This is a genomic window from Myroides guanonis, assembly GCF_900114085.1.
GTDB classification, from domain to species: Bacteria; Bacteroidota; Bacteroidia; order Flavobacteriales; family Flavobacteriaceae; genus Flavobacterium; species Flavobacterium guanonis.
Genome location: NZ_FORU01000004.1, coordinates 105,326 through 132,154, shown reverse-complemented (window position 1 = coordinate 132,154; position 26,829 = coordinate 105,326). Strand labels below are relative to the sequence as shown.

Genomic DNA, 26,829 nt, shown 5'->3' with positions numbered 1-26,829 from the left:
TAGAGTATCTAAAAATGTCTAAAATTACCATGTAAAGTAAGAGAATCTTATTCACCATCTTGTCAAATCATAAAAATCAATTCATCATATAAATCACAGTTCAGACGATACTACAACACTTTTAAAACAGCTACTACAATACAATTATCACTAAAAACAAACTTCTATATAGAGTAGTCGACTCAACGACCACAACCTTTTAGCAACTAAAAGACCACTATAATTCTACTAACATCTAAAAACGAACAACCAACAACTAAAATATCTGTTGCTTTGTTGTGGTTTATCAATGTAATTTACCTTTTGAAATACATTCCACTACGTCCTTTAAAAGTCGATATCTTAAATGTGCTACAGCAGTGGTTTGTGTTTCTTTTACTACTATAAATAACAAATCCCAACGATCTCAATAAAGAGGGTTGGGATTGGTTTGGTTGATGTTTTTTATTCTATTGAAATAAACAAAAGATAAATTAGTAAACTAAAATGCGATACTCCAATATGCAATGGATTTGTCGTTTAAACTTATTGCAACACCTTTTGAATATCCATTTTTCCAACCATTTGGCATCTGTCTATTAGGTATCAAATCGTATTTATCAAAATAATTTCCTGATTTTGCTTCTAACACATAAATATTAAAGCCAGCAGGCAACATAGTTTCATAATCTTGTTTATTATTAAGTGCTTTCTGTGATGGATTTGAAACTTCATTTTCATAATTAAAAAACTTAGGTATAGGTAGAAGTCCTTCAAAACATGGTCTATTAACTTCAACCGAATCAGGAAGAATTATTAATTTAGGATAAACATAAGTTTCATTTGTATCAAAACGATTGATAACTAACAAACAATTATCACTTGAATCATACTTCCGAACTGCCTTTGACTTCAATCCTTTTTCAATACCAATTAAACTATCAATATTCATATCGTACTCATACAAAAGTAAACCTACAAATCCTCTTTTAGTATTTTCAGAGCTTAGTAAAGTGTATCGAGAGGTACCCAATTCATTAGGGAAATGATTTATAAATTCAGAATCGAATTTTGCTAAATACTCATTCTTATATTCATTATTATCCTCTCTTAACTTCAATATATTTCCTTTACATTGAATAAATAAACTCGTTAAAACAATTAGTGATATATATTTCATTTTATTTTCTTTTTGCTCCAATTAAATCTGAAAATGCTTCAACCATACCTTTGAAAATATTAAGAGGAATACTATTAGACATCCCCTTTTTATTAGATTGAAAAACAGGATTTACAACTGTAGTAGGGCTATGAAAACCTACTGTATAATTATAAGTAGCAGTTGTAACAGATATATTATCCCCTTTAAATTTTTGCATTTGAATATCACTTTTTTCATTAAATTTATCCAAAGGCGCGTAAGTAATGCCTAAACTTTCTAATTGTTTAATAGATCCCACAGTATGTGAATAATTTTCATTCCCTACACGTCCTCCCGAAGTAATCTCTTTTTCTTGAATCATTAGACTCTCTCCTACATAATATCCATTCTGACTCATAAAATTCTGTGATTCTGAATTCATACTTATGTTTTTATGGTCTGACAAACTTCCTTCAACTCCTGGATATCCTACATCTCCAAACATATTATCTTTTCCAAGTCTATTATAATCATTAACATCTCCTAATTGTAACTTATTCACTTCTTGACTACTTAAAGTTGATAAATCACTAACTCCACCAACCTTCACTACGTTGCCTGTATTCTTATTAACAAACCAATCCTCCTTACCTTCAGGAACCATTCCTGTTGGATCCGTAAAGTTAATAGGGTTATTAAATGTATAACTATATGGATTCCACTGTGGCATCTTCTCCGCTAGCGGATCCACACTTAGCCATATACTCGCTCCTGGATCATAATAACGTGCGCCAATTGTCTGAACTGTGATTTATTTGATTGTTGGATTACCTTGATTTTTTTGTTTTTGTGATTTATTAACAACCCTTTTAAATTGTAAAGATTTCCCTCCAAAATTAATGAGCAAACCAACTTCTAAATCATAAGCTTCTAGATAATTAATACTTTGGGCTAAATGAACATCTTCTAATTCCTTCAATGCCTTTAGTTCAACTGCAACAACACCTCCAACTAGAAAATCAACCCGTCTTGTTCCAATAGAATGTTGTTTATAATAAATAGGCATTTCATGCTCCCGATTAAACACAATTCCCTTATCGTGCATTTCTATTTCTAATGCTCTTTGATAAATAACCTCTTGAAAACCATTGCCTAGTTCTGTATGCACCGTCATAGCACACCCTATTATCTGAGAAGTTAGATTCGAGTATTTATAGGTATCATCAATCATAACAAACTATCTTATATCTAAGATACTTAATCCTTTTCTTAGAGCATCTAAAAACATAAGAAATTAAGAGATTCTTACGCACCATCTTGTCAAATCACAAAAATCATTTCATCATAAAAATCACAGTTCAGACGATATAGTAACTGCCGAACAAATTCAACTCATCCAACAATTAGAGGAAGACGACAAGCAAACCATCTTTAAACTAATTGACAAAATGCTGACCAATAAAAAGTTTAAAGACTTCTTTAATAAAAATATTGCAACGCTATAAAATGATAAAGCCCCGCTTATCGCAGGGCTTTATTAATCAAAACACAAACAAGATGCTTAGGTTTAGTATAAATGTAATACATTCTTTTGCACAAGATAACCTGACACAAAGAAATTCACTATTATTATCACAATTATCAACCATATAACAATTCCTCCAATTAAATTTTTATTCCGTGGGATTTTATCAAACTCTACAACATAATATTTCCATTTATCATTATGTACAAAAAACCAATAATTGACTATAAAAATTAAAATTAAAGGAAAAATTATAACGGGACTAGTAAAACTAATATCTAGTTTCTCGTTTCTTATCAAAGAGTAATAATTGAACAAGGAAAATAATAACCAAACCTCTAAAGCGATTATAGAAATTCCTGATTTAAAATCACTCCAAAATCTTGCAGGAGCCTTCTCCCAAAACTTGTAAAGTCTATAAAATAAATAATAATACATTTTCATTTATAATCCTGGTTTAAATACTGCTCCATTACTTTGTTCTCTGTATATAGTCTGTGTATCTCCATAATCAGACACTGCTCCTTCTGTTCCTCCTGGGTAGAAAGCTTCTAATCCCCCATATAAAGCACCTACAAATGGATTTACATACATTCCGTACAACCCCACTCCTAAATTAGTACCGGCCTTAGCTACAGATGTTTTTCCCGTAGCAACCCCATAAGAATCAATTGCTATACCCGCTAAAAAAGTAACTTGTCCAAAACCTTTTCCTACTTTTCCAATATCGACTTGCTTTGTTGATACTTTAATTGATTTAGATGAAGTCGCAGCAGCAGTCGCTCCAACACTTGCATAGTTATTGGCATCACTGACTATTGAAAACAATCTCTTATTCACCATCTACTCAAATCATAAAAATCAATTCATCATATAAATCACAGTTCAGACGATACTACAACTGTTTTAAAACAGCTACTACAACACAATTATCACTAAAATCAAACTTCTATATAAAGTAGTCGACTCAATGACCACAACCTTTTTTAGATGGTAACTGTTGCTTTGTTATGGTATATCTATGTAATTTACCTTTTGAAACACAAACCTATAAACTACGTCCTTTAAAAGTCGATAACTTAAATGTACTACAGTAGTGGTTTGTGTTTCTTTTACTATTGTAAATAATAAATCCCAACGGTCTCATTAAAGAGGGTTGGGATTGGTTTGTTAACTTAATCAAGTATTAGAATAGTAATTTATTTTCATTCGAAACGAGAAGTTAATAGATTGAAGTATATTAAAAAAAGTGTCTATACAACATTATTATTCCTATAATAATAAATATTAATCCTCCTAAATATCCTTTTAATTCCATTGATTTATCCCATAAATTTGTACTTCTATTTTTCCTTTTAATTAAATAAATTAAATACACACTTCCTCCTAATATGCATAATAGTGAATAAATTATTTGCATCATTAATTTTCTTTAACTTGATTTTCAATTAGTTTTAATTTAAGCTCAGCTCCTTGCTTAATAATCTCCTTTCCTAAGTCAATTTTAGGTCCTGGAATAACTTTATTTAACCCCGTATTAAGTAACTCTCCTGCAACCATAAAACCTGCTCCCTGACCAGATTTCCCATAGTTACCATCAATTGCATTAGAAATTGCTTCCATTCCTGAACCTACAAATGACATCCCGTTACCAATACCTGCTAAAAGAATCCCAGGTCCTGCACCAACTCCACTCAATGTCGCTCCATATCCAAATAATGCTACTCCATCTCCTACATTTTGTAATCCTTGTGGTACATCATATTTTAATGCACTCATAAAATCAGCATCCATACTACTAAAGTCAAAACCTGAGCCTGTTCTCTGTATAGAAGAAACCGTTGTATCGACTTTACTTGTATCAAACACTCCCTCTGTCGACTTAGCTCTCAAAGCAGCTGAATGTTTCTCATCCAATGTCCCTCCCCAATTAACTGATTTATTATTAAAGTTTGCTTTAGTTCCTGAGTTTAATGTATAAGCTTTATTATCACTCTTACCATCAGTACCGAGATATGTTGTGCCATCACTTCCATAATAATGCCCATCTCCTTTTTCAGGAACCATTCCCGTTGGATCTGTTAAATTAATCGGGTTATTAAAAGTATAAACATATGGATTATAGTTTGGCATCTTCTCCGCTAGCGGATCCACACTCAAAAATATACTCGCTCCTGGATCATAATAACGTGCGCCATAATAATAGTAACCCGTTTGTTCATCTAACTCTTTACCGTTGAATTTATAAACGTTTTCAAATATATTATTGGTGCTTTGTTGTACCATAATCTCCCCAAATGGTAAGTATTCGTAATACTGTACAGGCTTTCCTAATATGTCTGTAATATACGAAGAACTACCTAAATGGTCGCTATGATACCACCAAACAGGTATTTGCTGCTTCGGATGAATATTTACTATATCCGTATCAGCAGGAGGATTATCAACCCAAGTATCATTAACTCCAGGTGTTAATACTATATCTGGAAAAACTGGTATCACTATAGGTTCTTCTGGCTCTACCGGTAACTCTGGCATATCTGCTGTAATACTACACCAATCAATTTCATAATAACTAACTCCATGTTCATCTGTTTTTAAGGTAACACCGTTATAATAATAACATGGTTCATTTGTTCTTATCAAACAATCTAAATACTTTAATAGATCTAAATACATTACCGGCTTGTTGGGTTTATCCTTATAGTATTCAATAAATTTTAAATACTTGTTATAACAATCTAATTGCAATTGATTTTTAACTCCTCCTGACCCTAATCCCATATCGATAGGTTCTCTTGTAATAGGATCATATGGTAATCCCGTAAGTGGATCATAAATATAACCAGTTTCATGATCGATAATCATGCCATCAGACGTTCTTTCAATACAAACTAGTGTATTGATTTCTTCTAAAGCAGCACAATAATTTGTACCAGTAACATACAACTCCCAAACTAAACATGTTTTCGGGTTTCCAGTAGAATACTCTGCACAACGTGAACCAAAAGTTCTATGCTTAGTTAAAATTGCTAAAATATCATTTTTACAATCAATTTTCTCTGGTGAATTATACAATACATTCAACAACAAATTAACTTGGGTTTCACAAAGTGCTTCTGGCGAAACTGCAAAAGGAACAATTCCCCCTGCTGTATTACTGCTAGACATCGCTTGTCGTTGTCTTCCTCTATTCTGAATCAATCCTTCATGTGGAGAAGTATCTTCAGTTTGAAAACTAGGACTATGAAAAGCATCAGTTGGATCAGTAGGAGTATCTCCTATTCTAGAAGCTACTCTCTTTCCATTCGCATAAATATGATTGGTGTAAACATACTCACTAAATGAAATATTCCCACTTGGATATAACATTTCATCTGTTCCATACATTCCAACTTGTGGACTTCCTCCGTTAACTACTAAACTACCAGTTACTAGTAAACGTTTAGCTACTCTTTCTCCCTTTCCATCATATACATACTCATTGATCGTTTGTCCATCACTATCAAGAATCTGTGTAATATTGTTGTTTGCATCCCATAGAAATTCTCTGTTGTGAAACATATATCCATTTGTAGGTAGCATAACTTGCCTATCTATTTTAGCCAAATTTCCATTATTATAATACTCATAATTATCATTAAATTCATTCCCTAAATGATCATGTCCTCCGATTCCTTCAAGTCGAGAATCATCCCTATATTGATACTTTCTAATTAATGAATTATCAGAATGTTGTCCTTGTCCACTAAATTTATCCACAAAATAATGAGTCTGTATTTTTCCTTGAATTGAATGATCTTTATTGTAATGCATTTCTAATGAATAATCATGACTCTCATATCGTCCATCCCAAGTTCCTTGAGAATATTGTAATCGATTAAAATCGTCATATTGATGTACGCGTTGCGAAGTTCCACCTACAACAATATTTTGATGCTGACTAAAATCATTGGACTGACTTGTAATATTATTATTTCTATCAAATCCATATACACTTCTCGAGAAAACATGCATCAAATTAGGGACTCCTAAATCAGGGGAACTCAATTGGGCGGCACGTAATCGTTCTGTTAAATCGAATTCCTGATGCATTTCAACTCCATTACCATATTTCATATAATAAGGTTGATCGAAATGTGTGTATTTCACATCCTCTAAATAAAAATTGAAATGATTACTTTGAATTGTAGTCAGTTGTCCTACTCGATTATAAATATAATATAGATGTTCATTATCTGGATAAACCATTTCTAAAATACGCCCCCACGAATCATATTTATATTTCGTTCTAAAATATTTAGGTACACCGTTAGCATCATTAACTGTCTTAAACTCTTCAATCACCTCGCCTAATTTTCCATAAGTAAACTCTTGACTTCCTGACAAGTCTTCCATTCTGTCTAAATGTCCCCTAACATCATAGAAAAATTTTGTTTGAATTGTAGGTTCGTTTATTTCTTTTAGTCGATTAAACTCATATTTATAATTGATAGAAGTCCCATTACTATCTGTTTTGTTAGTAATGTTTCCTAAATCATCATAAGTAAAATTTGTTATTCCAGAAGCTGGTAAAAACTTTTGGCTAACTCTTCCTAAGTTGTCGTAAATATAAGTAGTGCTTTGTTCTAAAGCATTCTTAACTTCTTTAGTTTGACCAATTTGATCATAGACATACGAAGTCCATAAATCACCTGAACTGCTCACTTGCTTTTGACTTGTTGTCAATCCCAATTCATTCGTATAACTAATAGTTTTATTTCCTTCTGGCAAAGTAATTTCCTGAGTGAATTGTTGCAGTCCGTTTCTGTCCTTTCCAAATGCATATTTCGTTTTCGTTTTAGCATTCGTTCCAAAAACCAATTCTTCAACGACTCTGTCATTTTGATCGTAAATTCGATTAATTCGCTTTTCAGGTGTACGAGGTCCTTGATAGTAATTTCTTAATAACACATCCAAAGGTGTTGTATTCGGACATGCTAATTCCTCTTCTGATAAATAATTTTCAATAGATCTTCCAAATTCATCATATACAATATCACCAGAAACAGCCAGTCTTACCTCTGGTAGCTGCCCCCCACACATAGGACTATCCTCACTAGGTAATGTTTCCTTCTTAACTTGTAATGTTCTTCCTAATCCATCATTAATCATACTGGTGTGTAACACATTTCCTTGACCCAAATTGTGTTTACTGATAGCAACGCGATTGCTTACAAATTCATTTCGAATGGTCCATTCTAAATCATAAGGTCCTTTCACTTCCAGAAGCCTATTTATTCGATCATATTTATAAGTAACTTCTTCTCCATAGAAATCCATAACGCGAATTGGTAATCCACTAGCATTATACATCATTTTCATCTCATTCCCAAAAGGATCCCGAATAGTAGAGGGAGCTATTCTTCTATGATTAAAATCATTAAAATCATCACCAGTGTTGTATGTATAGAATTGTCCATACTCATATTCATAAAAATACCTTGTCCCATTTTGCGCAGGGAAAATCTTTTTAGTCAAATTTCCTAATTCATTATATTCAAAATTGTAAGTCGCAAATTTTGTTGGTGTAATATACTTTTTAATTTCATGAATTAGAATTCCATCATCAGATATTGCTTTTGTCATTCGAAGCATTTGATTTCCTGATGTTGTACTTACTCGATGACTCGTTGGCAAGGTTTTTATACCATAGTTATATTCCATATCTACGGTTACCCCTCTCTTAACATCTAGATATTTTTTTACGTTTCCGAATTTGTCATATAAATTGAACTTCTGAGTTGTTTCTTTAGTCAAAGAACTATTCTGAACATCCTCATCAAAACTTGTTACTCGATTTATAATAGAAGTAACCAATGGCAATACAGATAGTTTATCTGTATATACAGACACTTCACTAGACAAATTGGTGGTTGTATTAAGATCTCCGAGTACTTTTGCACTATCATAAAACTTGTACGTATATAAAGATTCATTCAACATTCGCTTCGTTCTGTCTAAAGTGTAGGTTCTTTTAGTCAATCCTTTTTTGTATAAAAACTGTTTCAAATCAGAGCTAATCCCCGGTCTGTACAACTGAGCATCGGTCATATCATTGTTCAAATATTCTGTAACATTTGTGCGATAAGGAACACCATTCTTGTCTAATAAATGAGACCTAGTTTCTCCAAATCCTAAGAAACTGCGCTCTTTTCGATCCTTATATCCATTAAAATATTCGTAAGCATATCTCGTATAATTTTCACCATCTCCAATAAAACCATCATAAACAGTCACTTTGGTCAATGCCCATTTCTTGTAAGGCATTTTATAAGTAGCACCGATTGGTTTCTTGTCAATAGGATTTGTAACACTGTAATCTAACTCAATAGTTGCCCCAGTAGATTGTGTAACTTTTTTCAAGAGATTGGTACGTCTAACACGAGAAGGAAAAACCGTAACGCTTTCGTTCTTTTCCGAAGTAACATAATCTATATTTCCATCTGCATCAAAATCCATATATCTCGACTCTTCACTAGAATAACTTCTTCCACTACTACCACCAACTGATACGCATATTTTAGGTCCTGTAAAAATAATCGGTACTGTAAAATAAATACAAACAGTACCATTTCCATTTACCCCAGCTTCAGTAGATTTCTGTGTTTGAGTACCTGGCAAAGCATTAGCAGTAGTGTCAAAACGAGTTCCCAAATTTATAAAGTAAGTAGAACCATCTACTATCTTTTCAGGTAGCCCATCTCCGTTTAAATCCATATAGGTGACCTTGTCCTTCGAAACACTATGAGAAGCACTAGCTCCTAAAGAGATATCCATATTGGATATAGCCGAAAACCCAACTCCTGCCCCTCCACCTTTCGTTTGGGTTGTAGACGCTTGTTTCTGTAAAGCACCCCATGCTCCACCAGAATATGTAGTAAAGGTCCCTCCGTAATTCATTAGTATTGAGCCGTTTGGTTCTACTATATCTATCAATCCATCTCCATTGATATCCACATAGAATCGAGAAGTTTCATTCGTGGTATTAAAAGCACTACCACTTAAGGAACCACTTGCCTGATTTCCAACTACAAGATTTAGCTTACCTCCTGAGTCTGACGCACTAGATTTAATAATAGTACTTCCTCCTCCAACTAAAGAACCTGAACCATTAATCTGTGTACTTGTATTGAAGTTAACATTCAAAATTCTATTAGACAATCCCCCTCTTCTTCCTGTTAGCTGAGTTTTTGAACCAATGATGTCTGGAAATCCATCTCCATTTATATCTACAAACTCATTCAACAAGTCACTATTCCCTTCTGTCTTAGTATCTCCAACATTTACCACTAGAAAACCAATAGATTTATTAAAACTTTTATTTTTAACTTTTGAATGTTTTGTAATACCAATAGCTCCAAAATTCAAAACCGGAACTGTTGGCGGCTTTAAATCAGGTATTTCATCCGTTAAAAATCGCAAATAAGGACTAATAGCTGTTTTAGACACATATAAATGTTCATGACTCTCCCATCTATATAATTCTTTATTAGGCATTAGAATACTAAAATAGTTAGAAACATTTCCTCCTACACTCTTAATATCCTCAAAATTATTCTCCACATCATCTAAGCTCATATTTGGATCACCTAATATATCCTCACGAGATTTCCCTGAAACTGTGTGAAAGTTAAAATTAGCCATATCGACATACTCTCCTTTAATAGGTTCATAAGTTCCACCAGGGGCAGCTCCTTTATAAGCAAATTGCCCCCAGTTTCGATACATAACTCCCCATGTTTTATTTGGATGAGCTACAAAAGAATTAGGTATATACAACCCGTATTGATTCCCTCCAACCTGATAGAAATCTTTTACTGGTTCTCCAACTAATTGTATTAAAGTCGGTTCAAGACTATGTAAATACCCTCCTATACGTTCACCAATATGATCATCAAGTGTGTAGTATTCAAAGAACACTTTTTTTCCAACAAAATTTATCAAGAGGTGTTCACTAGTCGCTCCAACATCTTTATACTGTTGATTAGGATAGTCCATTACCTCTCTCTTTTTAATTGCTCCATTACCAGCAATTTTATAACGAAACTTAGCATAAGTTATAGGATAATTATTGGCATTATTAAATGTTGCTACTGAACCATCTTCATATTTTACAACTAGATATATATATCTATCATCACATTGCTCAGTGGTACAAAATCTAAAATAGAAATCATGTTTTATTAAAATCTTTCGATTAGCTGCATAACCAGTAAAATTAGATGGAGGACCAACACTATAGTTATATCCATAGTTAGAATAATAAGGAATCAGAATGACATCATCTTGAATTCCTAATGAAGTCAGTTTAGGTTTAAAATTTGTATCAATATCTTTCCAATTCACTTCTGATTCACTCAATACCTCTACTTTAACATAATGAAAGGTCTTACCATCATTAGTGATATTCTTCATGTCCAAAACTATATTAGGAGATGAAAAAGTGGTAGTTCCATTGATTAAGCTCAACTTCTCGTAAATAACCACATCGCTTCCAATAATAGGTATATTGTTCTTAGGATCAGTCCCTTTTTTATAATAAGATATTTTTATATTAATTCGCTCTCCTGTTGTAAAATTAAACGTAGGCCATTCCAATCTATACTTACCGTTTTGTTTAAATGTATGTTCATAATTTGAACCTATAATAAAACTATCTTGATAAGACGATGAATATTGAGGATAACCCAATGCAGAAGGAAAGTTATTGGTTAAATACTCTATCTTAGGATTCCAGGTTACACCTAATTCCTGAACAGGCATTTGATTGGAGTGTACTCTAAAAAATAAAGCATCTCCTTTGCGAACATTCACAATTTGATCATGCGAATCGCTGCTAGACAACATTAAATGTGGTCCGTAAATAAAAGTTGCCTCTCCCATATCGGCATATTCCAATTTTTCAATAGAGAACTTCACACCACTTTGCAAAGCGATATGTTGCTTATTTACGACACCAGAAATTCTAACTTGTCCATGAGACGGTGCTCTCCAAACCATAACCACATCCATTAACCCATCCGCCATATCCAATTGAGGCATCGGATTTAATACAGGTGCCGCATCATCTTCCTTCATGACTATAGCAGGTGTAATCGAACTGTCTAAACTAAATGTTGGCAGTTTCGTTTGAGGGTCTATATATCCAAAATGTACGCGTTCGTTCACTACAACATCCAACAATCCATCCGCATTTACATCCGCTGTATAGGTAGAAGTAGTTGAAACACTTTCAGTAAATGACTGCGTAGCGCTACCCGCCAATATATTCAATGTAACAGATTCATCACTGCTTTTAGATTTAGAATAACTCAAACCTGGTAGCTTTTTAATAGTATATACTTCCGAAGAAAATAACCCTCCTAGATTTTTACGATAGTAGAAATCATCACCTCCTTTAAATATCTTGTCTGGCAATCCATCTCCATCAATATCTGCCATCAATACCTTGGTTTCTGAATTGGAATTTCCACCTCCTATATTCCCCCCTAAAGTAGCGGATCTACTGAAAGGTAGATAGGAATTTGGAAAAATTGGGATAACTACTCCAAACGACCCCCCTCCAGAGAAACTCGTCGACTTTCCTTCTCCTCCACCTAAGGCAGAAATATGAACTCCTAGGTTTTCATGACTGGTTTCATAATCTTTATAAGTATTAATTGTTTTACCTGTTGTTTCAAACAAACCGCCTGTTCCTACATCGTCATGATAATCAAAAATATATTCTTGCTTATCAGGAACAATATTCGAAGGAACAGGATATATAAAACCTTGAAACTCACTATTACTATAGGATAATTGAATGATTTTATTTAACAAGCTTCTCCCAAACTTTCCTTCTTTGTATTTAAATTCATATTCAACCGCGAAGTTTTTAGAGAAGAAAACATCTGAATCGTTTATTCTGGATTCAACTCTTATTTTATCAATTAAGTCAACACTTTTTTCAGAACTCCCTATTCTATTGTTTATCTTAACATCCATCCTTTGCTTAGAAGGACTATCAATATTTGTTTTTCTAATGATATCAACTATAAAAATACTTTCTTGAGAATTATCATCTTCATAAAGATTATACTTTATTTGACTTAATCCAGGTTTTTTACCACTACTGCCACTATAAGTGTACTCAATTTTATTCCCAAAAGAATCTCTAACTTCCGATAAATACCATTTTCCATTTGAACCACCCTCAAAATAATTTGTCCATCCTGTTTTACTATCTTTTACTACCCATCCTCCACTAAGTCCACTCCTCGTAATTTCCAAACTCGGATCATGTTGCATTTTTTGAAACTTCGCTCCTGAAACTCTATTGATTAAAGGGTCTTTATGTGGTGCATAAAGGGTTTTATCAGGTTTCACCAATAACAACTCCTCTCCATTAAACAAATAAGACTCTGTTTCCTTTGTTGCATCAAAAGCAGGTACCCCCCAACGAGTGTCTACCTCAATTGATTGGACAGACAAACTCCAACCCAAACCAAAGTCTCCTTCGTCGGAGCTACTGTTATAATTCACCGATAAACTAGGAACCATTCCTTGCCTTGCTGCCGGTAATTGCAATGGAAAACTAAGCGATGCATCTCCTCTGTCGTTGATTTGAGGAACACTCACCATAGAAATATTCTCCGTTGGGTTCGCTGCCTGTATACCACTTATAGTCGTTGGTGCAAACGCATTGCCCTCTGGACTTTCTGGTTCTTGGATAACCCCTGCTATATAGTCCGTAAAGTGATTGGTTGAAGCAACTACTTCTCCACTTTCTTCTAGTATATCTAATACTTTTACCTTAGTCCATTGCTTTAGGTTCGTATCGAAATAAAACACTTGTATGTCCTTCGCGCTATATCCTGCTGGCAACTTTGTCAAGTCGTACTTTATTTTAATTGTAGCGTCTTTTGCAAACGTTATTCCATCGGGTAAAAATCGATAGGCTGCTTTGTTTTTGGTTACATTCTTTAACGCCATGCCCGTGGGTGCATAGTCACTTTCTCTTAATTCCTGTATAGAGAGTTTAAAGTTTTCTGCATAACTCTCCGCTGGTAGTGTAATCGCAATGTTTTCTAATTGATAATACTGTTCTTCTCGAACATTCACTTCATAGTTAGTTATCTCAAATGCCTTATCTAATGCTTTGTTGTGATTTACTTCCGTCATGTTGGAAACTGCTACACTCTTTTTTTCCAAAGTGATATCTCCTTTTTTTACTTCTAAAAAAAGTTCTTTCGCAGTTTCTAAATCTACTGCTACCATTTTTTCGAAACCACTGTTTGAAATCGCTATCTCTCGGCCATCGATAAAAAGTTGTAGTTCTGGATCGTTCGTGTTTAAAACTCCTTGTACATACACCTCATTAGCGTCTGTTTTTTTAACCGCGTCGTTGATATAAACCAAATCGGTTTGAACTCCTTCTTCTTTTTCTATTTGTAGATTTCGAATCAAATAGCCCAAATCTGCCTTTAAATCACTCGTAAACAAAACGGTATTCACTCCTTTTCCAAGGGAGTAAGGCGATACAAACTCGGTAACACGAGTCCATTCTTTGTTTTTCTCTATAAAAAATCCTCCCGTACTCGTATTGGTATTGATACTCTTGGTAACCCCTGCCGCATTTCCAATTCCGTATACTTCATACGTCAAGGTATAACTAGCATGTACGTCTATAGCATCTTTGATTTCTACTTTAAACAAGTTATCGTCTGGCGCATCAAATACATTGCGTTCGCTTCTCCCTATTTCCCCATGTGTCATGTCGGACGGGTAGAGCGTCGTTGAACTTCCCTTTTCAGCTTGTGCCTTCTCTGCTTTTTGCTGACTTGCTTTTCTTGTGGTTCCTGTTGCTTCTGCTCTCCAAAGTGCTTCTTGCTCTTCATCTATCAAATGCACACTGGATTCTATCTGATTAAGATCGTTTTCTTGAGTCTCTACAGTGGTATCCACATAATACGGTACATTCAGTGAAGGGTGAAGTGGAGTTTGTCTGGTGATAGTAGCCATGGCTTCAAAGACAAATCCATGAAAAAACGCAAGCATTAAAAGAGTGGAAACCTCTTTTTTATAGGTATTAAAAAACTTCATATGAAATAATTGTAAGTAAGATGATTATTTAACGATCAGGTGTTGCATTGATGTCTTTCCGTTTATAACAGCTACCAAGACATAGGTCGTGGCACCTTCTAAGACATAGTTATACTTGGCGTTTTTCACACTGCCCAATCGATCGCGAAGGATGAATTTTCCCTCTAGAGTATAGATGTAAAAATCCACCTCGTTCGTATAGTCAAAGAAATAGGTAACAGTGAACTCCTGTCCTCTATCTACTGGGTTTGGACTGACAATCCAACCCGACTCTGAAACTTTTGATGCTGATGCCTGAAGACTCGTTACTGTAAAAGGAAACGACTCACTTTTTCCATCGGCACTCGTTACCTTTAATTCAAAAGCACCGCTTTGGTTCACTATCAAATTCGGTTGCTCAGATAAAACCTTATCGTTAAAATACCAGCTATAAGAAAGTTTTTTAGCGAGTAGTGCTGCATCTAGAGTCGGTTTTATTTCCATATTTTTCCCCGGCTCTAAAAAGTAATTCTCTTCTAAGGAAATCAATTGCTTTTGTTCGTCGATAAACTTTCCTTCTAGGCTAGCAACTTGTCCTGCTGCATCGGTTACTGAAAAAGAATAAGTCGATTTAGGCAAACCGCTCAAATCAAATGTAGAGCTATTAGAGACAAAAGAATGGGTATTAGAACCCTCTTCACCCTGAGCTGTGATAGAAAAAGGTGCTTTCCCTGCTTCATTAAAAGTTAGAGTATATTTCTTATTAAAGCCTTTTTCCTCTTCTTTAAATTTCAGGTTAAACGGTTTTTTAACCATTAAAGAGAAATAAGAGTTTTCATTGCTTTGAATCTCGATGTCTTTAAAACTCAGTTTTAAGCTGTCGTTTTCATCGTGATAAAAAGTTTGTCCGTTTCCTTGAAACAACAAATATTCCATCCCTTCCTCTGGTGTGATTGACAAGTCCAAATCAAAGATGACTTTGCTATCCCCCTTGTTTTGCATCAACCATTTTCTTTTGTACTTACCCGTAGAAGAATCAAAAACCTTTTCTCCGTTGTCCGTTCCAAGAACCGCATAGGTATAATCGGTCCAACTCGCTGCGTTTTTAGCTTTTACCACCAATGTGGAATCGACATTGCTATAACTAGCCGTTTGATTCAATGCAAAATAAGAGTCTTTGACTAGCCCTATGATGTTATTATTAAACTTTGCATCTGCTGCTTCATCCCACACTTTTCTGCTGTCACTCGCGTAATAATTTCCCTTTTGAACTAAAGTGATTCCATATTTTAGAGCTAGATAGGTTTGAATCTCCAATCTCGATTGTGGAAGAGAGCAAGTAGAACATACGATAGCCTCGTAAAACTCTATGTTTTTTACTTCATCGTTATTTTCCAAATAAAAGATACCTTCTTTAGTCTTTGCAAAATCCTTGTTGTAAAAGTTAAAGTTCACCATAGAACCTTTTCCAAAAACACTTAGGTCAATAGGAATATTTCTAGTAGATTTTATAGAATCGGTGAAAAAACTGTGTAATTCACCAGAGTTATAAAGTGAAAAAATCTTCTTGTTGGATTCATCTGTTTTAACAACATAGAAAACATAAGTATACTTAGAACTCGAATACTTTTTGTTCAACATTGGAAAATCTTTAGAAAAACTAATGGGAAGATAATAGTTAAGAACACCTTTTTTGTCTTCCGATTTCGCAAAACTTTTGACCCATAATTTCGTTTGGTCTTTTTCAAAAGTATTCTGCGCACCAACCAAATGAGAACAGAAAAATAATAAAAGCGTTAGTGTAGTAAAGAAGTAGTTTTTAACCATGTATTTTAATTTTTATTAACAAAAGTTAAATCAAATTTAAACTTAATTTTTTACTAAAAAAATCAAATTATAAAAACTTACACATACAAATGAAAAAATAAAATATATCTCTACTCTCAATTAAATTTAAAATAACCTCATATACCGCTAAAAACATAGGAATATTATAAAAAAATACCATAAAAAACATTTAAGATTACAGTCTGTAAAATCTTAAAAAAACAACCAATACAATTGTCAGAAACTATTTTTAAACTCTGCATTTTAACGTTAATTTCTTCAGTTCACTATACTGGTATTACTATCGACAATCTTATCGTTAAACGTCATTCCGAAAACTATTTTGAGCGAAGTCCCCATTCCCCTACTACCCAGAAGTCTTCACAGATATCTCTACTATAAAGTATTAAACCTTCTTTAAAACTATACTTAGGGTCCATTCAACCTTCATTTGTTAAGTAAACTTTAAATAGACCTTTAATGGACCTTGACTAAACATTTCACACTTTATCCAACCCTAATCCTAGCTTTTGATAGGAACTAAAAAAGGTTGAAATCTAAATAAATAGACTTCAACCCTTTCTTACAAAACTTTGTTGCTTTCACTTCATCTTCCAATCCCCATTCTCCTAGTCTCTGTCTCCTAGTCTCCTTCTAGCCAACACTCCTCCTGGCTTCTTCACTAAAAATGTCTACTAGACATTTTCTTAACGCTCGACCCTGAAAAACGGGCCACTTCCAAGTAAACACTGGAAATCCCCGAAGAGTCCCCGAACAAAGCACTTTTATAAATAAATAAAATATGGATTTTAAATACCTTACAAATAAAAATAAATCAAATTATATCAAACGAGATCATTTTAATCATCTTTTGAAATCTAGTGTCACTTTTTTTTTATTACTCGGCTTGTTGAGATTGGGAAAAGTTAATAGTTCACTGATTAACCAAAAGTGACATAATCTTCCTCAAAACCTCAAAACTCCACAATCTGTCAAGACTTGCAAGTTCTTAGTAAAAAACACCATTTGTGACATAATTATTTCTGATCACTTTGCTATGATTTATAGCAAGTTAGATTGATTAAATGTTTTTAAAATGCTTATTTTTAATAGTTTAAAGTGTAAATATGAGTAAGTCAAAAAACAATTTAGGTAAATATGTAAGTTTTAATACGGATTGGGGTTTCAAGTATTATTTTGGAAGAGAGGAATACAAATTAAACTTGATAAACTTTTTAAACAGTTTGTTCGAAGGAGAAAAAGTGATAAAGGATTTGCATTACGAATCTGTAGAGCAGGACGGAGATTTAGAACAGGATCGCAAAGCAGTGTTTGATTTGTATTGCACAGGAGAAGACGGTGAGCATTTTATCATAGAGATGCAGCAAATTAGTCAAGACTTTTTTAAGGATCGCACCGTTTTTTATATATCGCGGTTGATTAATAGATTAGCTAAACGTGGCGTTGAGGGCAATACTTATGAATTGCCTGAAGTCTATTTCATTGGAGTATTGGAATTTGAATTAGATAAATTACACCCGGATAAATACTATTATGATGTAGCCTTATTAGAAAAGGAAACCAAAGAAATCTTTTACGATAAGTTGGGATTTAAGTTTCTAGTTATTCCTAACTTCAGGAAAGGAGAAGCTGAAGTTACGAGTTATATGGATCAGTGGATGTATACATTAAAAAACTTAAGCAAGTTCGATAAAATACCTTCCTGTTTGGATATCAGGGTATTTGGTCTTATCTTTGATATAGGAAAAGTTGCTAATTTAAATAAGGAAGATATGATTTCATATGAAGCAAGTTTAAAGAGGAAGCGCGATGCTGAGAGCATTCGTTTAACTCAAGAGCGAATCGGATTCCAAGAAGGAATGGAAAAAGGAATCGAGAAAGGAATTGAACTTGAGAAACGTGCCTTAGCTGTTAAATTAAAAGCTATGGGAATGACTCTTGAGAATATTTCAGAAGTTACAGGTCTATCTGTTGATGAAATTGAAAAACTATAGTATGATTTCTTAACTTATAATACAAAGCTGTTTGAGTCTTTCAAATGGCTTTTTTTATGCTTATACATTTCGATATTCGGAAATCGAATCGCCATTGGCTTCGCTCTTTTCAGTCCCCTGATTACCTCATCCTTGTTCACGCATCACAATTGGCTAATCGCTTTTTGCTTTTCTGCCTCCGCTGGCGCAAGCGTGACGCTTGTGCCTTCTATATTACTTAATACGCTATATCTATTTTCTGCTTTTCTTCTAGACCATTACAATAACTTCTTGCAATACTCCGATCTAATATGTCACGAGCAGGATGGTCGAGTAGGCAAAGGCATTTCAGCCCAAGCCTCTCACAGAACCGTACGTGAACCTCTCGGTTCATACGGCTCTTGTCATGTAAATCACATCGTTCTAAAGAGCTGCCAATGATAAAACAGGGTAGGATAGCTTGCTTTTATTGTGTGCAACCATCTGTATGCTTTACTGTAACTACCTTTAAAACGTTTGTACTTATTCAATACCCATTTGGCTAAACGTAAATGAAATCGTCGTACCAAGGTCTGTAATGACCAAAGCTTAAACTTGCCATAGTAACGGATTACACCTACCATTTGTTGATTGATTCTTGTAGCAATCTTTTGGATAGTCAAGGTACTATCCTTGTGAAACCGCCATTGCTTCCATCCGCCTACTATACGGCTTTGGGAACTTTGACTTATGGCGCAATCGTAGCCCAAAAACATACCTCCTCGATTGGAAGCTGTTGGTTGCGGCTTAAAAGTAAATCCTAAGAAATCAAACTTCTCCTTATTACGATAGTTTTGACAATATGTTCCGCTATCTCATCACTTCTTCAGTGGTTCATTTGCATTCATCTCTCTTACTCATACCTGATTGGTCTTGCCAACCTTTTCCTCTTTCCGTTCAATACCGCAGAATTACTCCTTTAGCACCGAGAGGCGGTTTGAAACCCCCGCTTGCACAGCGATTTCGGTGGACCTACCACCATCTTTTATCCGACATTGAATAACAGTTAATATTTGTTATTCATTCACGGCACACCTCGCGCTAGCCGGGAAGTAAATCCGTGCGATTAGATTTAATCGATAAAACTAATTTTTGAAAAATCAAAAAGTATAAAATAAAATACACTCTCTAATAATATAAAGTAAATCACATTATTTATGTGAAATACTACGAGTTTTTACTTTCTTTTTTAAAATATTCTTTAAAAAAAGAACTATTAAAAATAAAATAACCTGAATAATAAAATTCTCATACAATAGTCCAGAAGCAATACCACTTCCGTTTACCATAAAATATATAGCTATAAAAAGAAGTAAAATTAAAGCCCCTCCCCAAATAATTAAAAACCTACTCATTTTAAAAAATTTGAGATATACCACAAGTAATGGCTAATCCTGCTGCAAAAAGAGGACCTGAAACAGATGAAGCAACTCTACATCTCCAATCTTGATCACACACCTCATATCCACATTCCATACATACACTGAAACTGTATTTTCCACAATTATCCATTGCAGGGTATTTATATCCTTCTATTTCTATGATTTCATTGAAGTTAGAATATATGAACCTTTGAAGTTGATATCCAAAATTTACATCTTCAAAATTAGCAAATCTCTCTCCATTTTGCATATCAAAACGATATAGAACTTCTTCATCAGTTGAAGTAACCATAACGGATATTAAATTATCATCTATAGTATTTAATTCTGTTATAGTGGTTAAATAGTCATTATTTATATTAAAAACCGATAGTCTTTTATCTGGATTTATTTTAAACGGTATTTCAAAAACTAAAAAGTTTGTCCAACCATAAGTTGCTTTTTTAATATTATCAAGATCAAGATCTTCTGTAGGGTAGTTAATGTTATTTAATAAATTTTGTGCGATAGATGAATCTTTATCTAAACGATCTATATTCATAAAATCTATTAGACTTTCTTCCTTACCAAGCTCCCTCTGTATTTGATTACTATTAAAAATAGTTTCATCACCATTATCTCTAGAACAGGAAACAAATAACACAATCATAAAAAAAACAAAAAAATAACGCATATTTTATTAAATTAACTCAAATTTAATAAATTTATCGGAATAAAAAAGCAAATACCAATTATAATCAGAATATCTTTTTTACCCCTACTGGCGCAGTCACGCTTGTGCCTTCTATATTACTTAATATGCTATATCTATTTTCAACATTTCTTCTAAACCATCACAATAACTTCTTACAATATTCTAATATGGCACGAGCAAGATGCTTGCGCTAGCCAGGTTCATCAGTCTCCTGTCATCTAATTTCTGTCTCCCAATTCCAGTTTCCTTCGGGTCTTGTTTGGGTCTTGTTCGGAAAACGGGCCTCTAGCCCAAGTAAACACTGGAAATCCCCGAAGAGTCCCCGAACAAAGCACTTTTATAAACAAATAAAACACTGATTTTAAACACCTTACAAATATAATTAAATCATAGAATTAAGTAATGAAACGTTTATCTCAAATCCAATCGTTAAAACAAAATATAAAACATTTCAAACATCAATCATGAGATAATGGTCAAATAGCAATTTTAGACAGAGTGATGAGAAACCAATAAACTAACATTAAGTCTAAAGGTTTTAATCAAACAATTCTATGATGATTCAATTCAAAATAGGACACTTAAGTTATTAGAAATATGTAAGAGTTCTGTTTTTTTACTAAGAGTTCATAATCTCGATTTTACTTCCTATACTCTTTCAAAGATGGTTAGTAGAAAAAGTTCTACTATTTCTCATTCTGTTATGTCAATTCATATATATTTAAAAATCATCTACCAATTCAGCACAATATTTCAAAAAAAGATGTTTCAATTAACAATATAAACACAAAATTTATATCATAAAAAAAACTTAATTTTATTTAATACAATTAATAATGTTTATTTTTTTTTAAAAATAAAACAATATTTAATTACTAATTGTACTAAAATAACAAATATAAAACAATCATTTTTATCATTTAGAAGAGAAAACACTTGAGTATTATTGGCTTTTATATTAAAAAATAATTACATTAGCTATTCAATCAAATATTTTACATTATGAAAAAATTTTTTTAATTCCCCTATTATCCATTGCCTTAGCTTCTTGTTCTACAGAAGATAACAATGTATCTACTGAACAACAGTCTAAAACAAAAATGAATTCTCCTAATACAGAGATTGACGATTCTTACGTATTAAAAAGAGCAGATATTGTTTCACAATCTTCATACACTTGGGAGACTTTTTATTCAAGAACAAGAGTATGTACTTTCCCACCTGGAGACTGTATGCCAGAAATAGTAATTGTTAAGGAAAAAGATCTAGTTCCTCAAGAACAACTACAGGAGTATATCTCGATTGCAGATCTTAAATATGAATACGCTCAAAACAATCTAGAGCTAATTGTTGAACATAACGATAATAGTAATATCTATTTTTATAAATTTCAAAATAAGAGAGATTCGTCAAACGATTTTGTAATTCAATTTAAAACAAACTAAAATGATAAAAAACTTAGTAATAAGTTTTTCTACTGTATTTTTATTCTTTTCTTGTGTAGAAGAAAATAAAAATACAGTAGAATTTAATATCGGTTTTAATACCGAACTAATTGACAGGGGAGTGTTTTTCAATAAAGAAACAAATAAAGAAGAAGTTTATTTTCTAAAACCGCGTCACAACCAGATTATCAAATTCTTTGATGGATCTGGGATTCTTTTAGACTCTACAGTATTAAAAGTCGATTCAAACGAAGATATAAACAATTTGAAAGTATTTTCCAGAGATTCAATACTACTTACTTTAGGGTCAGAAAATACTATTAATCTAATAGACCGCCATGGTGAGGTTACCAAGACGGAATACTTGAAAAAAAAAATGAACCTAAAGGATAATTATATTTTTTTCCCTTTTAAGAATAACACCATTAACTATCCAAATATAAACGACCTTTTATTTTCTATCTACTACCAAGCAAACGATAGCATAATCGAAGCAAATAATGGTTCTTTTGACTTTTTCTATGAGAATCAAAATAGAAGTTTTCATGCATTACACCTTAAAAATGCTTTCAAATCCAATCAAGAACTCAAACTAGGTTTAAAAGGATTCCATGAAAATATAAAAGATACAATTGTCTTAGCAAGTCCCTTCGACTACAGCTCTCTAAGCATCCAAAATGGGCATATCTTCTACACTATTCACGACAATTATATTTCCATTTTAAATAAGGATTTAGAATTAGCCAAAAAAATCAAAATCATTGATGAAAAAGACCTCAAAACATATATACAGAGCATAATGTATAATAAGACAAGTAACAGTTATTATTTCATTCTAGTCCAAAATGAAGGGGCTAAAAATGTTAATCTTCCCGCTTCTCTTTTAAAAATTCGAGAATTAGACCATAATTTTTCATTTAAAAAAGAGAGAGCTTTTGATACAGAAAAATATGACGCAAATAATATACTATTAATTAATGATAAAATTTATCTAGGTTCAACCGAAAATAGAATTTATGGAAAAACACGTTATGAAATACTTGATACTCTTTAGTTTAATTACATTAAGTATAGCTTGTTCACAAAAAGACCTGATTATTCAAAATATTGAAAAAAACATAGGTTCAAAAATATCCAAAGAAGTTAAGAAGGTATATATTATCAATGAAAATTCTATAGCTTGTATTAAATGCTTTAATGCATTCATATCCTATGTTCAAGATAAAGAGTTAGATAAAGATGAACTACTCATAGTTAACAATACTGGCAACTCTGTTGATATTGATAGCTTTAAAACTAAGAAAAACACTTATATAATGCATGACTATGACTTTATTTCAGAACCACATTTAGGAGTTATGTACATAAAAAACTCAAAAACAGACAGTATATTAAACATAACCCCTGAAAATATTATGGACTTCATTACCTCCAACTCAAGATAAATAGTTGCATTTAACACTTAAAATAAAGATAGCGCTTTGAGTGGACCTTGACTAGGCATTATGCTCTTCATCCATACCTTATCCTAGCTTTTGATAGGAACTAAAAAAGGGTTGAAATCTAAATCAATAGACTTCAACCCTTTCTTACAAAACTTTGTTGCTTTCACTTCATCTTCCAATCCCCATTCTCCTAGTCTCTGTCTCCTAGTCTCCTTCTAGCCAACACGCCTCCTGGCTTCTTCACTAAAAATGTCTACTAGACATTTTCTTAACGCTCAACCCTGAAAAACGGGCCACTTCCAAGTAAACACTGGAAATTCCCGAAGAGCACCCGAACAAAGCACTTTTATAAATAAATAAAACACTAATTTTAAATACCTTACAAATAAAAATAAATCAAATGATTTCATTTTAATCATCATTGAAATCCAGTATTCAATTTTATTTTAAATTTGATGGTAGTTCAGGCAAACTAATTTGATTTAACGATTGGTAATTAGTTTAACTGCACGAGAACATTACTAATAAAAAACAAACCCAACATGAATATACTTGAAGTAATAAAAGAACAAATAACCTCAGTGAAAGAAAAAACAGATACGTTTATTAAAAATATTGATATTGAAAAATGGAATGTATCTCCAGAGATACTTGAAACAAACATGAATTGGCAAATAGGACATTTAATATTAGCAAACTACTTACATGGAATAGCTTCTATTTCAGGAGTAAATGAGCAAGTAAGAGAAAGAATCAATATGCAAGACTTTAAGAAATTCTATGGTCCTGGGTCTTTACCAACAATGCATTTGGATGAAAAACCCAATAATGAGGGACTATTAGATTTATATGAATTTATCTTTGATTTAATTTTTATTGAAATCAATAAAATTAATATGGAAGAATTAAATAGTGAAACGTCTATCCCAAATCCAATCGCTAAAACAAAATATGAAGCATTAATGACCCTAATCAAACATCAATCATGGCATAATGGTCAAATAGCAATTTTAGACAGAGTAATAAGAAACCAATAATAATCTTAAGTCTAAAGGTTTTAATCAATCTAACAACCCGCTATTACAAATTTAAGATTACAATCTCCCCGCTGGCGCAAGCGACACGCTTGTGCCTTCTATATTACTTAATACACTATATCTATTTTCAGTAGTTCTTGTAGACCATTACAATAACTTCTTGCAATATTCTAATATGCCACGAGCAAGATGCTTGCGCCAGCAGGAGGGGCTTATTTCCTAAACTATCTCTTAAGCTCATATTCATCTATCCCTGATACTCGATGGCTCGGAATTAAGGTACAATCTGGTCACATATCTATTAAAAAAATCACCAATCAAAGTCAACTCTATCATGAAAATTAACTTCCATATTTTTATCCAAAAGCAAACATTCTATTGAATAATCATATATAAAAAATTCACAATAGTATAATTCTTTATATTTTATAAAATAAATATTTCGGATAGACTTAGCATTGTATTCTTTTTTAATGAAGTTTTCTATCTTTTTAAACTCTTTATTATTTATGAATTCAATATCCTCATAGTCAAAATCTTCTACACCTTTACAACACATTATATCGTTCTTAAAAAACAAAGTTGATGAGGAGTTACACGAATAAAATATTACTAAAATTAATACAATACTCTTTTTTATTAAATTAAAGATCCTTTTTCGTACCATATTCTTTTGCTGTTTGACCTATAGTTTCATCTAGATGATATCCTCCTATATAATTTTGATCTCCAATTTCCCCTCTCTGCCACAAGCACCACGCTTGTGCTTCTATATTACTTAATACGATATATCTATTTTCATCAGTTCTTCTAGACCATAATCTAATATGACACGAGCAAGATGCTTGCGCTAGCCAGGTTCATCAGTCTCCTGTCATCTAATTTCTATCACCAAATTTCTGTCTCCTTCGACTTTCCTTCGACTTTCCTTCGGGTCTTGTTTGGGTCTTGTTCGGAAAACGGGCCTCTAGCCCAAGTAAACACTAGAAATACTCGAAGAGCTCCCGAACAAAGCACTTTTAAGGATAAACAATAGATTGATTTTAAACAACTTACAAATAAAAATAAATCATATGATATCAAAAGATATCAAAATAATCATCCATTGAAATTTAGTGTTTTATTTTTCTATATAATGTGGGGTAGAAAGATTTTTGGAAAAAATCTGTTAATTGTGGTCTAAGAAATTCAGACTTTACTTCTTTGAGAGAATAGAATCCTTAATAATATTATAGAGACATTATATCTTAATCCTTTACTTTTGTATGTCTTCTTCTTTCATTTCAAAATAAAAATCCATTAATACTTTAGGCATTTCTCCCAACCCATAAGATAAATTAAGTACAGTTTCCAAAGTAATATTTTCTGTTCCTTTGGCTATTTTGCCAATATAACTATGGTCTAGGTCACAGTTATTTGCTATATCTCTAAAACTAAGTTTCTTCTTTTTCTTAATCTCAACAACCTTATTTCCAAATTTAATTAGAAACTCACTCTTCTTTTTATCGTCTAGCATATGTTTTACTTTTACCGCAAAGTGTAGAATTATTATTGAAATTTTGTGGTAATATATTTCCACATATAGTTTAAATTGTTTATGTTTGTTGCAGAATTACTGATAGAACTGTAATTTGCAATACTTTTAAAATATTAAAGCTATTGCTTTGACTCTTGTAATAGAAAACTGGTACTTTTTTAAACAAGACGATAAGTAGAAAGGCTCATGACCTAGGCATGACCTCACTTATCTTGTTTGTTGGTATACCAGTGTCTCTATTACGGATAATGTGAGTACTCACGCCTTACCTTTTATAATAGGTCTGATACTTAGAAATCTAATACTCACATTTTACTGTACAACGAGGCTTCTTTATGTCTGCGTTTTTGAGAATTTTCAATCACTACTTAAAATGTTTTGCAAAACTTAGATTGATATTCTTAACGAAATTAGCTCCCTTCTACCCTTTTGGTATTGCGGAATGCTGAAAATTTAAAATGATTTTTTTCTAATCTATATATCTCAATTTCTACTATAGGCTTGTTCTCTAAACTAGTCACACAACACATATTCGTATTTTTCATACTCTCGTCTCCAAATCATAAGAATCACTTAATCCTTTAAATCAAAGTTCAGACAATGAGATTGCGGATTGACCAATACTCTTTTCAGTCGCCTGTTTCCAATTGCTAATCGCCAATTGCTAATCGCCAATTGCCAA

At 32.8% G+C, this 26,829-nt stretch carries 16 protein-coding genes; 5 read left to right on the top strand and 11 right to left on the bottom strand.

Translation table 11 applies throughout. The features are described from left to right. Nucleotides 1-481: 481 nt before the first annotated feature. The 6 genes from BM024_RS05210 to BM024_RS05180 form a co-directional block, all read right to left on the bottom strand. The gene (locus tag BM024_RS05210; RefSeq protein WP_143077722.1) at nucleotides 482-1,159 is read right to left on the bottom strand and encodes a hypothetical protein; all 678 of its coding nucleotides are present in this window, start codon (nucleotides 1,157-1,159) and stop codon (nucleotides 482-484) included. A gap of 1 nt (nucleotide 1,160) precedes the next feature. Next, entirely contained in the window at nucleotides 1,161-1,916 is a 756-nt protein-coding gene (locus BM024_RS05205) for an RHS repeat domain-containing protein (protein WP_090678402.1), read from the bottom strand. A gap of 15 nt (nucleotides 1,917-1,931) precedes the next feature. Then, nucleotides 1,932-2,351, bottom strand: coding sequence for a GxxExxY protein (locus BM024_RS05200; RefSeq protein WP_090678401.1), 420 nt, complete (start codon nucleotides 2,349-2,351; stop codon nucleotides 1,932-1,934). A gap of 738 nt (nucleotides 2,352-3,089) precedes the next feature. Next, nucleotides 3,090-3,488: a hypothetical protein gene (locus BM024_RS05190; RefSeq protein ID WP_090678399.1), complete on the bottom strand. Its 399-nt coding sequence runs from the start codon at nucleotides 3,486-3,488 to the stop codon at nucleotides 3,090-3,092. A 579-nt stretch (nucleotides 3,489-4,067) separates the two neighbouring features. Further along, the gene (locus tag BM024_RS05185; protein WP_090678398.1) at nucleotides 4,068-14,768 is read right to left on the bottom strand and encodes an RHS repeat-associated core domain-containing protein; all 10,701 of its coding nucleotides are present in this window, start codon (nucleotides 14,766-14,768) and stop codon (nucleotides 4,068-4,070) included. Between the two features lie 24 nt (nucleotides 14,769-14,792). Continuing rightward, nucleotides 14,793-16,574, bottom strand: coding sequence for a DUF8202 domain-containing protein (locus tag BM024_RS05180; protein ID WP_090678397.1), 1,782 nt, complete (start codon nucleotides 16,572-16,574; stop codon nucleotides 14,793-14,795). Between the two features lie 1,127 nt (nucleotides 16,575-17,701). Here BM024_RS05180 and BM024_RS05175 point away from each other — a divergent pair. Then, nucleotides 17,702-18,589, top strand: coding sequence for an Rpn family recombination-promoting nuclease/putative transposase (locus BM024_RS05175; RefSeq protein ID WP_090678396.1), 888 nt, complete (start codon nucleotides 17,702-17,704; stop codon nucleotides 18,587-18,589). Nucleotides 18,590-18,981: 392 nt separating this feature from the next. On the opposite strand, the gene BM024_RS13900 is transcribed toward BM024_RS05175, so the two are convergent. The 3 genes from BM024_RS13900 to BM024_RS05160 form a co-directional block, all read right to left on the bottom strand. Continuing rightward, entirely contained in the window at nucleotides 18,982-19,323 is a 342-nt protein-coding gene (locus BM024_RS13900; protein ID WP_090678395.1) for a group II intron maturase-specific domain-containing protein, read from the bottom strand. A 435-nt stretch (nucleotides 19,324-19,758) separates the two neighbouring features. Then, on the bottom strand, nucleotides 19,759-19,962 hold the full coding sequence (locus tag BM024_RS05165) for a hypothetical protein (RefSeq protein ID WP_090678394.1): 204 nt from the start codon (nucleotides 19,960-19,962) through the stop codon (nucleotides 19,759-19,761). Between the two features lies 1 nt (nucleotide 19,963). Continuing rightward, a complete protein-coding gene (locus BM024_RS05160; RefSeq protein WP_090678393.1) occupies nucleotides 19,964-20,662 on the bottom strand; it encodes a hypothetical protein in 699 nt (232 codons plus the stop codon). A gap of 1,121 nt (nucleotides 20,663-21,783) precedes the next feature. Between BM024_RS05160 and BM024_RS05155 the strand changes: the two genes are divergently transcribed. The 4 genes from BM024_RS05155 to BM024_RS05140 all read left to right on the top strand — a co-directional run bounded on the left by BM024_RS05155 (nucleotide 21,784) and on the right by BM024_RS05140 (nucleotide 24,610). Continuing rightward, entirely contained in the window at nucleotides 21,784-22,128 is a 345-nt protein-coding gene (locus tag BM024_RS05155) for a hypothetical protein (RefSeq protein WP_090678392.1), read from the top strand. 1 nt (nucleotide 22,129) lies between these two features. After that, entirely contained in the window at nucleotides 22,130-23,182 is a 1,053-nt protein-coding gene (locus BM024_RS05150) for a hypothetical protein (RefSeq protein WP_090678391.1), read from the top strand. Further along, nucleotides 23,145-23,573: a hypothetical protein gene (locus BM024_RS05145; protein WP_090678390.1), complete on the top strand. Its 429-nt coding sequence runs from the start codon at nucleotides 23,145-23,147 to the stop codon at nucleotides 23,571-23,573. Before BM024_RS05150 ends, BM024_RS05145 begins: the two co-directional genes overlap by 38 nt. Before the next feature lie 542 nt (nucleotides 23,574-24,115). Next, nucleotides 24,116-24,610 carry a DinB family protein gene (locus BM024_RS05140; protein WP_090678389.1) on the top strand — a complete coding sequence of 165 codons (495 nt, stop codon included), beginning with the start codon at nucleotides 24,116-24,118 and terminating at the stop codon, nucleotides 24,608-24,610. Between the two features lie 310 nt (nucleotides 24,611-24,920). On the opposite strand, the gene BM024_RS05135 is transcribed toward BM024_RS05140, so the two are convergent. Together BM024_RS05135 and BM024_RS05130 are read right to left on the bottom strand one after the other, a co-directional pair. Then, nucleotides 24,921-25,169, bottom strand: coding sequence for a hypothetical protein (locus BM024_RS05135; protein WP_090678388.1), 249 nt, complete (start codon nucleotides 25,167-25,169; stop codon nucleotides 24,921-24,923). 696 nt (nucleotides 25,170-25,865) lie between these two features. Then, nucleotides 25,866-26,126 carry a hypothetical protein gene (locus BM024_RS05130; RefSeq protein WP_090678387.1) on the bottom strand — a complete coding sequence of 87 codons (261 nt, stop codon included), beginning with the start codon at nucleotides 26,124-26,126 and terminating at the stop codon, nucleotides 25,866-25,868. Nucleotides 26,127-26,829 lie beyond the last annotated feature (703 nt).